Genomic DNA, 15,447 nt, shown 5'->3' on the forward strand with positions numbered 1-15,447 from the left:
GCCGGCTCGCGGGTGCGGTTGGAACCATCGACGGCAGATCCGACAGGGGCGCGTGCGGGGCATCGCCCGCAAGCGTCACTGCGATCGGGATGGACCGCCCAGTAATGGGCGGGGGCCAACGGCCACGAGGGCTTTTCCTCGGCTCAGGCTGCTCTTGGGTGGGTCACTTCTGACGAGCAGAGGTGGGTCATTTTTGACGAGCGGCGAAGTGTCGTGCGCTGTGCGATCTTGCCGATCAGTGTAACTACGGCGGGTACCATGACTGGGGGAATTGCTGGGTTCAGTGCTGGTCAAACCTCGACATCGACGCGTCTCAAGGATGTTTCGCAGAGGCGGTGAACCTAAAGGGGTGCATTGTCGACCGACTTCGCGAAGAATGTAAGCGTGTCGGCTCGGCGTGTCGCGCCGAGAACACGGCATGGAAGGAGTGTGTGAGCTGGTGACGGGGGCGGACGTCGATCAAGCGTCGCGGGGCAGCTCGCAGCGGGCGCTCGCGTCGGCGAGCGTGAGGCTCAGCAGCGCTGTGAATGCGGCGATCCCCTCGCGCTCGGCCTCGAGCGCGAGCGAGGCCTGCTGCGCGGCCGCGATTCGCTCGCCGAGCTGCGCGTCCACGGCTTGCAGCTCACGCTCGATGTCCAGCTCGGCCGTCGAGAAAGCCGTGGTCAAGCCGTCCCCGGCGAGCAGCTCGTAGGCGTCGCGGATCCGACGAAACCCCACGGGATCAGCGTGCGGTGAGTGCTGGTGGAGCAGCCCAAAGTAGGCGCGCTTGATCACCGCACGATCCATCGTCGGTGTGATGCCAAGCACGCGAAAGGGATCACTGGACGCCATCACCAACCATCCTCGTCGAACAGCGTGCGCTGCTTGGCCGGTTTCTCGTTCGCCTCGCGGGGCTCGACTCGAGCCGCCTTCTTCGATTTCTTCTTCGTCGTGCGCGGCGCGCTGTTCTCGGCCTTCTTCGACGGCTTCTTCTTCGACGTTCGCGGCTCCTCGGGCGAGGCTGCCGCTTTCTTTGTGGAGGGCTTCTTCGTGGAGGGCTTCTTCGTGGAGGGCTTCTTCGTGGAGGCTTTCTTCTTGGCGGTGGCCTTCTTCTTGGCGGTGGCCTTCTTCTTGGCGATGGCTTTCTTCTTCGGCTGCCGCCGCCGCACGCCAGCGAGGCGCTCCGCCTCCCGCAGAAGCCGAGGGTCGACGCCGTCGGCCTCACCGGTCCGCTCCACCGCGGCGACCAACGCCCGCGCGACCGGCTTGGTCGTGGGCGGATCGATTCCTACATCGAGGAGCCGCGCGAGCGCCCGCGCGAGCGCGGCCGGCTCCCCCCCAAACCGGTCCAGCAGCGGAGCCAGCGCGAGCAGCTCGAGATCCCGCCGATCATGGTCGGACGACGCGATGATCGCCCGGACCAGCTGGTCGGCGGTCGGCGCCGCGTCAAGGTACATGCGCATGAACTCCACGCCGCGGTCCCGCACGTTGTCGCGGTGCAGCAACTCGATGAGCAGGTCGATGTCGTGGGGCAGCAGCTGCGCGGCGTGGCGCTCGATGAACGCCAGCTGCGTGGGCCCGAGCGGCTCGGAGTCGTCAACCAGGAAGCGCATGTCCCCGAACTCGGCCGGAACCGGCATGTTCTTTGGCATCATGCGCAACATCCCAAGCATATCGTTCAGCTCGAGCGCTGCCTCGAGATCGTCGACGGTTGGATCGATCGACGCGAGCGCGCGCTCGAGACCGCGGATCATGTCCTTGACCTTGGGCTGCTTGGATCCCACCGGTCGGCGGACCTGCTCGTGCTCACGCAAAGCGTCGAGCGCCAGGCGTGCCAGTGGCCGGCGGGCGTCGCCCTCCACGAGCTCGAGCGCCTGCTCGACGAACAGCAGCTGGTCTTTCCACGCCAACCAGCTGACCCGGCTGCACAGGTGCTGGATGGCCATCCGGTCCTGTAGGTTGGACGCGTCGAGGGTGGCGAGCGGTCGCGCGAGCGCGCCCGACCGGACCAGCTCCGCGCCGAAGCTTCGCAGCCAGTTGGGCGCCGCGTCGCCTTTTTGGGCGGTGCGGAGCCACCACGAGAGCGTCCACTCCCACACCCGCGTGGCTTGGGGATCGAGGCGCAGCAGCCGACGCCCCAGGCCGAGCGTGGCTTCGGAGTCGACGCCGGGCGAGCGCGGCGGTGGCGGGTAGGCCTCGAGCGCGCTGCAGACCAGGGGGCGCAGGGCGGGGGCTCGATAGGCGCTCTCGAGCAAACCGGCCAGCTCGGGAGGCGGCTGCGGAGTCGCAGACAGCTGACGCGCGAGCCGAATGGCCTGGGGCACGAGCGCTCGATCGACGCTCGGATCCAGGACCCGCGCGAGCAACGTGAGCGCGCGAGGGGTCGCCGAGCTGCGCCGATCACTGGCGCCGCGCAGCGCCAGCCGCCACCCGAGCTGGGCCGTGAGCGCCAGCAGCGGTCGCCGCTGCGCGGGCTCGAGCCGCATGATCTGACGCTCGATCGCCTCGAGCCGATCGAGGTCGTCAGCCCCAGCCAACAGCGCCAGCTCCAGGCCCGCGGGGTCAGTTGGGATCGGCGCGCCAGCGGAGGGCTTGGCGCTGGCCGGGACACGCACGCGCACCAGCTCGCTCACCACCTCGGCGGGCGGCTCGCCACGATGGTCCAGATAGGCACGGCACCACGGCACCAGGCCCGGCGCGCGCGCGGCTAGACCAGGGCCGAAGCTGGCCAACAAGCGCTCGCTCGATTCCCACTGGCGGGCCCGCAGCGCGCGGGCCAACAACAGCCAGCTGCACGCGTGAACCCGGGCTTGGTCGTCGCTGGTGAGCAGCGCGGGATTGGCTGCGATCGGCCGCACGAACGCGAGCACCCGGGCGTCGTCGCGCTGCGCGTAGCTGTGCTCGATGTCGGCCGCGATCAGCTCGAACGTGGGCCCGGGCTGACCCGGCGGCAGGTTGGCGGTGAGCAGGCTCAGGGCGTCGCCACGCCGCTGGGCCTTGTCGACGTCCCGGACCGCCCGCTTGTCTTGCTTGCGTTGCCGCCGATCCTTGCGCCTTGCCACTACCCGTCTCCGGCCTCTTGCTCGAGGAACAGATCCAGCATCTCGTCTTCGATGTCGCCCCGCTGCTCGGGCGCGGCCGCCCCCCACGCTTGAATCAGCCGCGTCAGCTGGTCACCCGTCCGCGGCTCGGCGGTCTCGAGCAGGCGCTTGGCTCGGCGGATCAGCGCGCTGTCAGTCCCGATCCGGCGCAGGTCCACGCCAGCGGGATCCGCCGCGGGAGCGGCCTCGCGCGTGGTCGCGTCCGGCAGGCGCAGGCTCACTGTCTTTTGCTTGTCCTCGGCGCCGGCCTGCGTGGCCGTGACTTTGACGATCCCGTCGAGGTCATACGCGAACCGAAACCGGACCGGGGTGCCGCGGGGCGCGGGCTCGAGCTCGAGATGAAACGATCCGATCTCCAGGTTCTCCGAGCAGCGCGGGGACTCGCCCTGAAACACGTCGACCTGGACCTGATCCTGGTCATCGACCATCGTGTACAGCTCCTCGGTCCGATCGGCGGGCAGGGCGGTGTTGCGGTGGAGCACGGCCGCGAAGGTGTCGGGGTCGTCGGCCAGGTAGGGGTCGTCGTCTTCCCCAATGGCGCGCAGGCCCAGGGTGTGGGCGGCGACATCGACCAGGATCCGATCGCAGCTGACACCCAAGAGCATGCCGCATTGGATCGCCGCGCCCAGCCCGACCGCCAGGTCGACGTCGATCTCTTCGTGGATGTCGATCTCGAACGCCTCGGCGAGCAGGGTCCTGACCAGCGGGATCCGAGTCGAGCCGCCGACCAGGCAGATCCGTGCGATCTGCTCGTCGGGACCGAGCTTGGCGTCGGCGATCGCCCGCCGGGCCAGCTCGATCGTCGTGCGCAGCATCGCGAGGATCGCGGCCTCGAACGCGTGGCGCGTGACCGTGAGCTGCAGGTGGACCGGCTGCGAGGCGGCGCGGGCGATGAACTCTTCGTGAACCTCGACCTCGACCTTGCTCGACAGCGCGATCTTGGCGGCCTCGGCCGCGCTGCGCAGCCGGGCCTTGGCGCTGGCGTCGAGCTCGAGCCCGCGCGCCGTCCCCAGCTCGTCGACGAACATGCGGACCAGCGCCTCGTCGAAGTCGTCGCCCCCGAGGCTGGTGTTGCCGGTCGTCGATCGGACCTCCCGGACGTCGCCGAACACCTCGAGCACCGACACATCGAAGGTCCCGCCGCCGAGATCGTAGACCAGCAGCAGCTCGGGGCCGCTGGCCTCGCTCGCGCGCACGTGGTCGTAGACCAGCGAGGCCGCGGTCGGCTCGTTGAGCAGGCGCAGCACCTGCAGGCCCGCGCGCTCGCCCGCGGCCAGGGTCGCCCGCCGCTGCGCGTCGTTGAAGTAGGCGGGCACGGTGATGACCACGTCGCGCACGTGCTCGCCGGTCTGGGCCTGGGCTGCGGCGGCCAGCGAGCGGAGGATCTCGGCGGAGATCTGCTCGGGCAGCAACGACCGACCCGCGACCTCGACCGGCTCGGACTGGCCCATGCGCCGCTTGATCGAGCGCACCACTCGATCAGGATGGAGCAGCGCCAGGTTCCGGGCCTCGCGGCCCACGAGCACGCGATCATCTTCGGTGTACATGACCACCGAGGGCACGATCGCGCTGCCGTCGACCGGCAGCGCCTGCGGTACGCCGCCGTGCAGCCGGGCGATGACCGAGTTGGTGGTCCCCAGATCGATCCCAAACACAGCGCGGTCTTGGCTGGTCACGGCGCCCTCCTGTTCACGATGACTTCTCCCTCGCGGATCAATTCGTCACCTCGAGTCGCGGCCGAGCGCACCACCCGGGTCACGACCCCGTCGGCCAGCGCAGGATCGTCTTCGGTGCCCACGATGCGAAAGCGCTGGCCTTGCGGCGGCGCGCCCGTGTCGGCGTGGCGCCGGAGCCCCCGAGCTGCGATGAAGCGCTCGAGTCGCAGCGAGATGCCGGCGAGTCCGTCGGCGACCGCCGCTTGATCGGCACCGAGTGAGCGCCGCGCGTCGTCGAGCCGATCGAGGGCGTCGAGGACCTCGTCGAGGGTCTCGGTTGGCGCCTGCGTGGGCGCAGTGAGACGCTCGAGCACCGCGCGGTGATTGGCGCCGACGAGCTCGGTGATCTCGTCGAGGCGCAGCGAGATCTTGGCCTGGGCCCGCGCGATCATCTTGAGGCGGACCTCGAGCTCCGCGTCCAGCTCTGATCCTGAAGTAGCCTCCGAATCGCCAGCTTGGGGCGCCGGACCGAGCCAGGCGCGAATGCGATCGAGCATCCGCTCGCAGGTAACATGGCGCTCACGCACTGGCAACGGCAGCGGACTGTTCTCGGCTTGGGCCAGGCCTCTGGCCCACTTGCAGGCGCCATTCGTAGACTGGCTCACCGTGGGCAGCGGACTGTGTCCACGCTGGTGGCGAACTTGGCGATCTCAGCGCCGGCTCGCGACGCGCCAGGTATATTGCGCGAGCATGAGCGATCTGCAGGTGCGACCGGAGCCAGAAGACTCGCGCGTGCGATCGCGTCGGCGTGTTCGCACGCTGCAGGATCTGCTGGTGTTTCAGATCAAGCTGTTGCTGGAGGGCTTCAAGGATCTCGTGCTCGGACCGCTGAGCCTCGGCGCGGCCGTGCTCGACTTTCTGCTCGCCAAGAAGGCGCCCGATCGCTACCTCGACGGGGTCATGCGAATCGGTCGGCGCTACGAAGACGCGCTCGATCTCTACGGGGCACTCGACGCTCTGGACGATCCGGCTGGGTCAGGTGAGCGCGGGGCTGAGTTGAGGAGCCCGGACTCGCTGGCACCGCCCCCTCAGATCTCATCGATCGGGCCCGACCCGCGCGGTGGGTAGCGCGGCTTCCGTGCGCGGCGGACAAGCGGTCACCAAGCGTGCCAACCGCGTATCTCCAGATCTCGGCCGCTAGCTTGGCTCAATCGCCAGGCTGGATCAGTCGACCGCGCGATTGTGAGCGCTGACGCTCAACGCTCTCGATGTCGGCCATCGCTGATAGACTGCGGCCGAGATATGCGGGCCACCTTCGACGCACTCCGACATACCCTGTTGTTCCTCGCGCTGATCTTGCTCGCCGGCTGTGCGGGCAAGAAGGAAAAGATCCTCGTGTTGGTCGCCGACAACCACGCGACGATCAACCTGTTCGGCTTCGAGGAGAGCGAGCTCCACCACATCCACAACACCGTCGAGCTGCATCGCAACGTGTTCTTGGTCCGCTACGACCCGGAGACCCCCGACAAGCTCAAGTGGGTCAACTGTCCGGTCGCGGCGACCTACTCGTACCGCCAGGCCAACGGTCGGCGAGTCGAGAGCATGTTCGTGCGCTCGTTCCAGGAGCTGCAGGCCAAGGTCCCGGTCAACTACGCGCGCTTCGCTGGTCAGATCAAGAACGGCAAGTCGCTCGAATTCCACTACGTGACGATCGGCTCGTACGAGCTCATCGGTGAGTTCAAGATCCCCAAGAACGACCCTGACTGCGAGGGCGCGACCCACTACGTGGTCACGCTCAGCGTCGGCGCGTTCAACTTCAGCGAGGAGAAGGCGATCGAGGGCGGGATCGAGGTCGCCGAGAAGACCACCGGGATCGGGGTCGGGGCCTCGGCTGGGCGCGGCGCGGGTGAGATGACGAAGATGGGCGACCTCGACTCGTGCATGGACGATCAGGCCGCGCTCAACGACTGCTTCACGCCGCTGCAGGTCCTGATGATGCCGCTCGCGGCCCGCCACTGGGAGGGCAGCGGTGCGGTCGATCCAGCGCCCGTGCGGACGGCCGACACCAGCGGCAGCGGCAGCGGTCCGAGCCGTCAGGTCAACACCGATCTCGCGCTCCACGTCGACGAGGCCAAGTGGCGACCGGGCTCGTTCATGGCCATGGCCCTCGAGCGGCTGCTGCTCATGGCCACCCGCGTCGACAACACCACCGACTTCGGCTTTGACGACAAGGGCAGCACGGTCGCCGCCGGGTTCTTGCGGCCCGAGCACCCCCAGCAGTTCACCCGCGTGTTCGAGGCCGGCAAGACCTACGCGGTGATCGGCGCGGGCTCGACCGAGGCCAACATCGACATCGTGATCAAGGATCCAGGCGGCAACGTGATCGCCGCCGACACCGAGGCCGACGGCACCCCCGCGGTGACCTTCACGGCGCCGACCGAGGGCAACTACAAGATCGAGCTCTCGGTCGTGAATCAGGCCGAGGAGTTTGGCGCGATCGTGATCATGCAAGACGGCGGCCTGCCGATTCCCGCCGAGACCCTCCAGATGGTGTTTCAGCGCCTGCTCGACTCGGGGGCGTTCGCCTCGGGCAAGGTCCAGGAACTCGGGTTCCAAAACGGCTTGGTGTTCCACGAGGACGACTGGGCCCTGCAGGGCACCGTCCTGTATCCTGGCGAGGCGATCCGTCAGACGGGCATCACGCTCGGCGGCAACTCGGCGGTGTTCGCCGCGGTGTCGCATGAGGAGTCGTTCAACATCGACCTCGAGGTCATCAACGCCAACACTGGCGAGACCGCGGTCGACCACGAGCCGGACAGCAACCCGATCGTGATCGTGGACTCACCCGACCCGAACACGAGCTACGACCTTCGGGTGATCTACGGGCAGGGTGACTCGGCGACCCTGGCGACCTCGCTGATCCTGATCGTTTCGGACTAACCTATTACCAAGCATTCCCGATTTTACTGTGTCCATGGGACGCACGACATGGTGAAAGTTTAGCTACGGACTAAAACCCGCGGCCGACGAAGACGCGGAAGTAGTCGATGCCGACTTCCTTGTCGAACCCGTGGGCGTACTGGAAGAACAGCGACATCCGCTCGCCGTAGCCCAGCTTCAAGCTGGTGATCAGCGTGGCGCCAATGCTGCCCGCGAGATCGCTGAACTTGATCGGGTCGCTCCAGGCCATGCCCCAGTCGGTGAACACGACCGCCACCATTCGCTCGAGGAAGCCCGGCACGCTGCCGACGCCGCGGTCGAGGTCGACGAGCGGGATTCGATACTCGGCGTTGAACAGCCCGTAGTACAGGCCCGAGAACCGGCTGGGATCATAGCCGCGCAAGGTCGTGCCCTCGCCCAGGGCGGCGCGGGCGATCACGGTGCGGATGACATCTTGATCTTCGCTCAGCCCGCCGAGCCGAAATGGCCCGCGCCCGCGCAGCCCGCCCGCCGAGGCCCCGCCCGAGATCCGCAGCGCCAGGATCTGATGGCCGGGCCAGGGCATGCGCAGGTACTCGGTGTAGCTGCCGCTGAGTCGCACGTCGCCGTAGTCGCTGCCGATCCGCTTGTCGCTGACGCTGAGGTTGGTCCGTAGCTGCCGGCCGGTCTCGGTGCCCCAGGCGTAGCGCACGCCCTCGCGGTTGTCGTAGCTGAAGCTCAGATCGATCGAGGCCACGTTGCCGACCGCGGGCAGGTTCGAGGCCGGCGAGTTTGGATCGACGATGTCGTCGAAGTCATCGAGGTTCTTGTAGTGATTGAACGTGTAGCCGAGGCCGAGATCGGCGTTTTGTCGGGCCAGGCGGATCACGGGCAGGTCCATGTCGACCGCGAACGAGGTGACCTGCTCGAGGTAACCTTCGAGCAAATACGGCTGGCCCTCGCCATACCCCGCGCTGTCCGGCGGGGGATCGTAGACATAGCGCCGGTAGCCGTTGCGGACCCGATAGTCGCGACCAAACCCAAAGCTGAAGCTGGGGAACAAGCGCGACATTCGATACGAGACCGATCCGCTCGGCTTGTTGACGGCGGTCAGCCACTCGAAGCTGCCGACCAGCGAGTGAAATTCGACGACGTCTTGGACCGCGAGCGAGAGCCCCAAGCTGGAGAACAGGCTGCCAAATTCGAACTCGGCGGCCGAAGGAAACAAGGTGCGCGGATAGAAGGTCCGATAGAACCGATAGGGCTTGGAGTTCAGGCTGGGCTGGCGACCGGCGTCGGCGCTGCGCTCGGGGGTTGGATCGTCGGCGGTCGGCCACGCGGGGATCCCCGGCACCGGCTCGAGGAACGCCTCGGGGTCGAAGTCCATCTTCCACACGTCGTAGCCCGTGCTCGAGTAGCCGACATAGGCGATCTGATCGCCCGCGTGGTTGAGCCCCGGCTCGAACGCGCCGCCGAGCACGTTGCTGACCTGCCAGATCTTCTTGGTCTCGGTGTCGTAGGCGTGGATGTTGTAGACCCCGCTGCGATCGCTGGTGAACAGCAGCCAGCGGCCGTCGGGCGACCACTCGGGGGAGTTGTCCTGCGAGCGATCGGCGGTGATGCGCTCGTGGGTCTCGGTGCCGAGGTCGTAGACGTAGAGATCGCGGTAGCCACCGTCGCGCCAGGCCGCGTAGGCGATCTTGGTGCCGTCGGGGTGCCAGTCGGGATCGTAGACGTGCTGCACGTGGTCGAGCGGCGCGAGCTCTTTGACCTCGAGGGTGTCGAGCGCGAGCATGCCGATCCGTGACTGGCCGCTGTCGTTGCGCACGAACACGGCGGTGCGCCCGTCGGGCGAGACGTCGGGGCTGCGCGCCCGCAACCCAAACGTGAGCTGCTCGCGGCCGCGCCGATCCGGGCCCTTCCACCGGTAGAGGTCGCTCCAGTGGTAGCGAAGATCGTGCACGCCGACCATGTCGAATACGATCTGATCTTCGTTGGGGCCAATGAAGCTGGGCCGGCCGTTGTCCTCGATGTCGATCACCCGCTCGATGTCGGGGCTGGTGCCTTGATTGCCGATCCCCCAGCCCTCGCGGATCCGCGAGCCCTCGGCCGGGATCTTGCGGATGCCAGACTGGACCTGGCCAGTGTCGTCGTAAAAGTAAATGTGCTGATCATCGGGCGCCCACACCGGATACCGGGTGTGCGCGCCCGACGAGCCCGAGCTCGAGGTGAAGGTCAGGCGTCGGCCCTGGCGCAGCCCCCGAGCGCGGATCTGGCGGGCCTCCGCGAAAAACCGGCGCTCGAGGTCGGTGTGAAATTCCTCGTAGACCTGGTCGAAGCCGACGCCGATCACGTCCTCGAGCGCGCGGTTGATGCCCCACGGGACGATGCGGCTGCCATAGATATGGCTGAGCTCCGCGAGCTTGTCCTTGCCGTAGTGCATCCCGATGTAATGCATGATGTGCAGGCCATACATGTACACGCTGGAGCCGTGGGGAAACACGCGCGCGCTGGAGTTGATCTGGTCGCTGCGCTGGAATCGACCGTCGAGCACGGCCATGCGCATGAACATGTTGAACAGCGCCGAGCGGTGCCTACCCTGGGCCGAGGTGTCCGACTCGTACATGGTCGCGAGCCCCTCGATGATCCAGCGCGGCTGCACGATGTTGGGCCCGAGCAGCTTGCCGGCCACGCCGAACCCGAGGATCGCGTTGAGCAGCCGCGTCACCCCGTGGACCGTGTCGATGTGGACGACGTGGGTGAACTCGTGGGTGACGAGGATGTCGAGCCAGTCGTCGTAGCTCTCGAGCACCGAGAGGGTGTCGGGGGCGGCCGCGAACAGGCGGATGCGCGGAAACGGGACAGCGTTGGCGAACCCGTTGCTGGCGTCGGTGGTGTCGGTGATGACGATGTGCGTGCGGGTCGCGGGCGCGTGGGCCAGGCCCATGGTCAGGCGCTCGTAAGCGCGCTCCGACAGCATCGCTGTGCGATCCGCGACCTCCTCTTCGCCGACGTGATAGTGGATCACGAAGTGCTCGGTCGTGATCGTGCGGAACTCGAGATCGGGGTTGGCGTGGGCGCTGGCCGTCGGCAGCAGCCACAGCGCCATGAGCAGGCACGCGGTGACCAGCCAGCGCAGCACCGCGGCCGTGAGCGGTCGTCCCCACGCGGGCGGGCGCAGCTCGTGGTTGGCCGGGTCGGGCACCGACCGCGAGCGTAACCCATGTGCCTGAACCCCCACAGACATCGTGCACTGCAGCCGAAAGACAGCCTAAGATATCCGCGTGGACCAGCTGGGCACAGGCGACGTCGCGGCGCACCACATGCTGTGGGACTGCGCCAGCTGTGGAACTCGTCGGCTGCTCGGCGCGAGCCACCAGCACTGCCCGGCGTGCGGCTCGGCGCAGGATCAAAACCCCCTGTACGCGCCGCCCGACGAAGGCGGGATCACGGCCGAGGATCACTCCCTCATCGGTCGCGACCTGCTGTGCCTCGCCTGCGAGATCCCCAGCAGCGCGGCGGCCAACTACTGCCGCGGCTGCGGCTGCCCGCTCGCGGGCGCCAGGGAGATCGGCCAGCGCGACGCGTTCGGCCGGGCCGAGGGGTTCGCCGGGCAGAGCGGGGCGTTTGCCCAGGCCGCGCTCGAGCGCTCGCGCCGGGTCTCGGCCAAACAGCAGCTCGCCAGCGGAGCCGCGCACGACGCCGCGGCCGACGCCATCCGCTCGCGGCGGCGCTCGATCCTCGCGGGGGTGGGGATCTTGGCGATCGGGTTGGTGTTCATGCGAGCGCGCGAGGGCGGGCTCGAGCTCCGGGTCGTCGAGCACAGCTGGTCGCGCACGATCGAGATTGAGCAATTCAGCGAGGTCCGGGCGACGACGCTGTGTGATGACATGCCCGCGCGCGCCAAGCTGATCCGCGAGAAGACCGGGACCGACAAGTGCGAGTACCGGCTCAACGAGTGGCACACCGTCCGCGAGCTCCGGGCCGAGGGCAGCGGGCTGACCCCCGAGCCGAGCTGGCCCGACATCAGGCTCAGGACCACCGGCGAGGGCAACTGCCTGCTGTGTGAGCGCACGGGGGTGGAGACCGAGCGCTATGTGGTGAGCTTCAGCTACGACGATACCGTGGACACGTGCGAGCTCGACTTTGTCACCTGGCAGTCGATCGCGATTGGTGATGGATTTAGTGGTCAGCCGGATCCGCAGACTGGCAGGCTCAACTGCGACTCGATCGTTGCACAGTAGCTCTTGGTCGTTACTTGCGATCGCGCAACTCCACCAGCTGGTTGTCGAGGCGCAGCTGCGCGAGCCGAGGGTGGCGGCGCAGCTGGTCGATCGAGCCGCGCTTGTTCAGCTTGACGTCGCGCAGGCTCACCGACTCCAGCGCCTCGCAGCCGAGCAGCGGGCTGAGATCCGAGATCTCCGCCTCGTCGAGGCACAGCACCCGCAAGCGCGGCAACCGGGTGAGCACCCGGAGCGCCGACACGTCGCAGTCGCTCAGGCTCAGGACCTCGAGCCGGGCCAGCAGCGGGAACTCCCGGAGCCGATCCTCGAAGGTGCAGCGGTCGAGCACCAGCTCCTCGAGGCCCAAGAGCGCGTCGAGACTCGCCGCCGATCGCATGCTCAGCCCGTACAGCCGCAGCTGGCGGAGCCGACCGAGCGCGCGCAGGGGCGAGAGGTCGAGCTCGATCGGCTGGGGTCGCGCAAAGAACGAGCGCCCAAGCGCAAGGGTGGGGTTGCCGAGGGTCAGCGACTCGAGCCTGGCGAGGGTGGCGAGCGCGCTCAGCCGCTTGACGAGGCACAGGCCCAGATCGAGGCTGCGCAGCGACGGGAGCCCCTCGATCGCCTGGATGTCGATGACCTGCGCGCCGCTCAGGTCGAGATCCTCGAGCTCGGGCAGGCCTTCGAGCCCAGCGAGCGACGCGATCCCGGTCTGCCTCAGCAGCAGCCGAATCAGCTTGGTGTTGGCCCGCAGGTCGACCAGGGAGCTGAGCGGGTTGCGGCTCAGATCGAGCCAGCGCAGCTCGCTGAGCGCCTCGATCCCGAGCAGCCGGCGGATCCCGAGCGCGGCGGCGTCGAGCCGGGTCAGCGAGCGAAGCGGCTGGGCCAGCACGTCCTGGGGCAGCGCGGCGCGGACGGCCAACTCGAGGCGGGGATCGGCGAAGGGATGGTTCATGACAGGCTCGGCTGGGGGTCGATCTCCACGCGCATCGGATCGTCGGCGGGCAGGGCAGTTTGCCAGTCGCGGAGGGCGGCGGCGAACTCGGGCCAGCCGCCGCGCTCGAGCCAGCCGCCGCGCTCGAGATCAATTAGCCAGGCGCGGATCCGGGGGAGCTCGTCGGCGTGACAGTGGCCCGCGCGCCAGGCTTCGAGTCGGGCGCGCGCGAGCTCGAGCGCGCCGGCCTCGACGATCGCTGCGGCTGCCAGCCATGCGTCGTCCTTGAGCACGCGATCGGCGTGGGCGACCGCGCGGGCGCTCGGGATAGCGATCACGCCGTAGAACGGTCCGACTGGGAGCGGCACGTCCATCCACCCGAGGTCGTGGCCATTGGCCTGCACGCGCAGGCGAGCGTTGCGACCGGGCGCGCTCGCCCACGGGCCCGGCAGCGCGGACGCGGGCAGGCCCAAGATCCCCGTCGAGCTCCCGCGCGGGTCGGCCGGGCCCTCGAGCACGACCCGCTCACACGCGCCGTCGAGATCGGTGGGGATCGACAGCGGCCCAAGCTCGCGCCGCGCCCAGGCGTGCTGATCAAACCGCTCGAGCGCGGCAAAGAACACGTCGGTGATGATCGCCCGCTCGCTCGTGTCGAGCCGCCAGACCTGGGCCGGGGCCAAGACACCATCGCTGCTGGGTTCACGCTCGACCCAGACCAGCGCGCCCTGGACGGCGAGCTCGCGCTGGATATCACGCAGCGTCACCCACCGCCCGGCGTGCTCGAGCCAGGCGAGATCCATCAACGGATGATCGCAGTCCGCCCGCTCGCTCGGCGGTGGCTCGACCCAGGCCGGCGGCACGCCCCAATCGGCCTCCCAGCTGGCGACCGCGGCCTGACGGACGCGCACAGACAGGCGATCGAGCTCAGCCAGGCGCCGCGCCGACCAGCGCCCAAAGCTCTCGCGCAGGTACGCGAGCACGACCTCGCGCTCGAACGTCGAGAGCCGCTCACCATCGAGACCGGCCAGCAGATCGTGATGGCGCTCGAGCAGCGCGAGCACGGCCAGGGCCGCGGCGAGGTTGTGCTCGAGCGGCAGCGTGAGCTCGGCCGCGTCCCCAAGCTCGACCTCGACCCACAGCGGCCCCCAGCTCGAGGGCAGCGCAAGCTGACGCCGCACCCGGCCGTCACACCCGAGCGTGAGCATGCCGCGGCACCGGGCCGCGCCACGGCGCCAGCCGATCCGCAGCTTCAGGGCGCCGCTGTGATAGCGCGACTCCAACCATTCATCTGGCAGCGCGCGCGCACCCGACAGCTGGCGCGACGCCGCGACCTCGTGCTCGTAACGCTCGAGCGCCTCGGGCCGATCGAGGGTGACCCGGCCGAGCGCAGCCAGGCCAGCCACGCGCCCATACAACAGCACGGGCAGCGCGGGGGCGTAGGGCAGATCGTCGCGGCGGGCCGGGCTCGTGAACAGCACGCCGCGCTGCTTGGCGCAGCGCACCAGCTCGCCGAGGGTCAGCGGCGGCGGCCGTGGTGGTGGCCATGGCTCGGCGATCGGCAGGTCGCGCTCGGCCGCTTGGGTGAGCGGGGCGTACCCCGCGTGGGGGTTGACCACCGCGCGCGGGAGCTCGACCTGATCGGCGAATTCCATCGCCCCCGGGACGCCCATCCAGCTCGCGTCGTCGCTGCTCAGCAGGTCGTCGATCAGCGCGGCGCGGCCCGGCGCGGCCTCGCGCTTGGCGAGCATGAACCACGCGGACCACCGGGCCGTGGACACGCAGTCGAGCAGGGCCTGCCAGCGCTCGCCCTCGACCGGCTTGTCACCGGAGAGATCCAGGGGCAGCAGCGGATCGTCGATCACCGCGTCGACCAGGCCCTGGCCGTAGGGCAGCTCGACCACGCAGACCTCGACGCCGGCCACGAGCACGCGAACCTGGGAGCGCTCACCGGGCCGCAACCTCAGGCGACCGCGACGCTGATCGTCGTCGATCGGGATCGTCAGCCACGCGTTTGCGGGCGCGGCCTGGACCGGGTTGAGCAGCTTGCCCTCGAGGTACAGCGGCACCTGGGCGTGGGCGCAGGCGCTGGCGAGCAGCAGCTCCTCGGGCAGCTCGCCGCGCTGGTCCTGCATCCGCCGACCGACGAGGTCCCACCCGAGCGGGCGCTTGGCGTGGATGACGTTGGCCACCGCGCCCGCCGCCTGGTTGGGCACGGGCGTCATCGAGAAGTCACGGGCGACCTCGACCCGCAGCTCACCGCTGTGCACGCTGACCGCCTTGGCCGACCACGTGAACGCGCCGTTGATCCCCAGCGCCAGCTCGCGACACGCCCGCAGCTTGGCCGAGCCGCTGCCGCCGACGGCCGCCGACCACAGCGACTCGAACTCCGCGGCCGTCAGCGTGTCGCCGTCGAAGCGAAACCACACGTCGTCGGCGTCGATCTCGATGTCGACGCGGGTGGCCCCGAGCAGCGTGGCCGCGCGGACCCAGTTGAGCACGAAGCGGGTCGGGTCGCGCAGCGTGAACGCGCGCAGCTTGGCGAGCGCGACCTGAGGATCCAGAGTGAAGCTGCCCGCCGAGTCGAGCTCCCCCTCGGTTGCGAGCCGCGCGATGAGTTCGTCGACCTTGTCCATGCCTGG

General features: G+C 68.8%; 10 protein-coding genes. 3 read left to right on the plus strand and 7 right to left on the minus strand.

All coding sequences use genetic code 11. The features are described from left to right. Nucleotides 1–459: 459 nt before the first annotated feature. Genes ENSA7_RS19970 through grpE form a run of 4 tightly spaced genes read right to left on the minus strand, consistent with a single transcriptional unit; the run spans nt 460 to nt 5,292 of the window. Nucleotides 460–831: a J domain-containing protein gene (locus tag ENSA7_RS19970; protein WP_106090906.1), complete on the minus strand. Its 372-nt coding sequence runs from the start codon at nt 829–831 to the stop codon at nt 460–462. Continuing rightward, nucleotides 831–3,041: a hypothetical protein gene (locus tag ENSA7_RS42345; RefSeq protein ID WP_146157901.1), complete on the minus strand. Its 2,211-nt coding sequence runs from the start codon at nt 3,039–3,041 to the stop codon at nt 831–833. Before ENSA7_RS42345 ends, ENSA7_RS19970 begins: the two co-directional genes overlap by 1 nt. Continuing rightward, nucleotides 3,041–4,756, minus strand: a complete 1,716-nt coding sequence (locus tag ENSA7_RS19980) for an Hsp70 family protein (RefSeq protein ID WP_181233929.1) — start codon at nt 4,754–4,756, stop codon at nt 3,041–3,043. Before ENSA7_RS19980 ends, ENSA7_RS42345 begins: the two co-directional genes overlap by 1 nt. Continuing rightward, nucleotides 4,753–5,292: a nucleotide exchange factor GrpE gene (gene grpE, locus ENSA7_RS19985; protein ID WP_106090908.1), complete on the minus strand. Its 540-nt coding sequence runs from the start codon at nt 5,290–5,292 to the stop codon at nt 4,753–4,755. Before grpE ends, ENSA7_RS19980 begins: the two co-directional genes overlap by 4 nt. A gap of 193 nt (nt 5,293–5,485) precedes the next feature. On the opposite strand from grpE, the gene ENSA7_RS19990 reads away from it, so the two are divergent. Both ENSA7_RS19990 and ENSA7_RS19995 read left to right on the plus strand, forming a co-directional pair. Continuing rightward, nucleotides 5,486–5,863, plus strand: coding sequence for a hypothetical protein (locus tag ENSA7_RS19990; protein WP_106090909.1), 378 nt, complete (start codon nt 5,486–5,488; stop codon nt 5,861–5,863). A 174-nt stretch (nt 5,864–6,037) separates the two neighbouring features. Continuing rightward, a complete protein-coding gene (locus ENSA7_RS19995; protein ID WP_106090910.1) occupies nt 6,038–7,675 on the plus strand; it encodes a p24 family protein in 1,638 nt (545 codons plus the stop codon). A gap of 70 nt (nt 7,676–7,745) precedes the next feature. Here ENSA7_RS19995 and ENSA7_RS20000 read toward each other — a convergent pair whose 3' ends face one another. Continuing rightward, entirely contained in the window at nt 7,746–10,859 is a 3,114-nt protein-coding gene (locus ENSA7_RS20000) for a DPP IV N-terminal domain-containing protein (protein WP_106090911.1), read from the minus strand. Between the two features lie 79 nt (nt 10,860–10,938). Between ENSA7_RS20000 and ENSA7_RS20005 the strand changes: the two genes are divergently transcribed. Further along, complete coding sequence (locus tag ENSA7_RS20005; RefSeq protein WP_106090912.1) at nt 10,939–11,898, plus strand: hypothetical protein; 960 nt, start codon at nt 10,939–10,941, stop codon at nt 11,896–11,898. A 10-nt stretch (nt 11,899–11,908) separates the two neighbouring features. Here ENSA7_RS20005 and ENSA7_RS20010 read toward each other — a convergent pair whose 3' ends face one another. Both ENSA7_RS20010 and ENSA7_RS20015 read right to left on the minus strand, forming a co-directional pair. Further along, nucleotides 11,909–12,829 carry a leucine-rich repeat domain-containing protein gene (locus ENSA7_RS20010; RefSeq protein WP_106090913.1) on the minus strand — a complete coding sequence of 307 codons (921 nt, stop codon included), beginning with the start codon at nt 12,827–12,829 and terminating at the stop codon, nt 11,909–11,911. Further along, the gene (locus ENSA7_RS20015) at nt 12,826–15,441 is read right to left on the minus strand and encodes a hypothetical protein (protein ID WP_106090914.1); all 2,616 of its coding nucleotides are present in this window, start codon (nt 15,439–15,441) and stop codon (nt 12,826–12,828) included. Before ENSA7_RS20015 ends, ENSA7_RS20010 begins: the two co-directional genes overlap by 4 nt. Nucleotides 15,442–15,447 lie beyond the last annotated feature (6 nt).

Origin of the sequence: Enhygromyxa salina (assembly GCF_002994635.1) — a bacterium.
Classification (GTDB): domain Bacteria; phylum Myxococcota_A; class Polyangia; order Nannocystales; family Nannocystaceae; genus Plesiocystis; species Plesiocystis salina_B.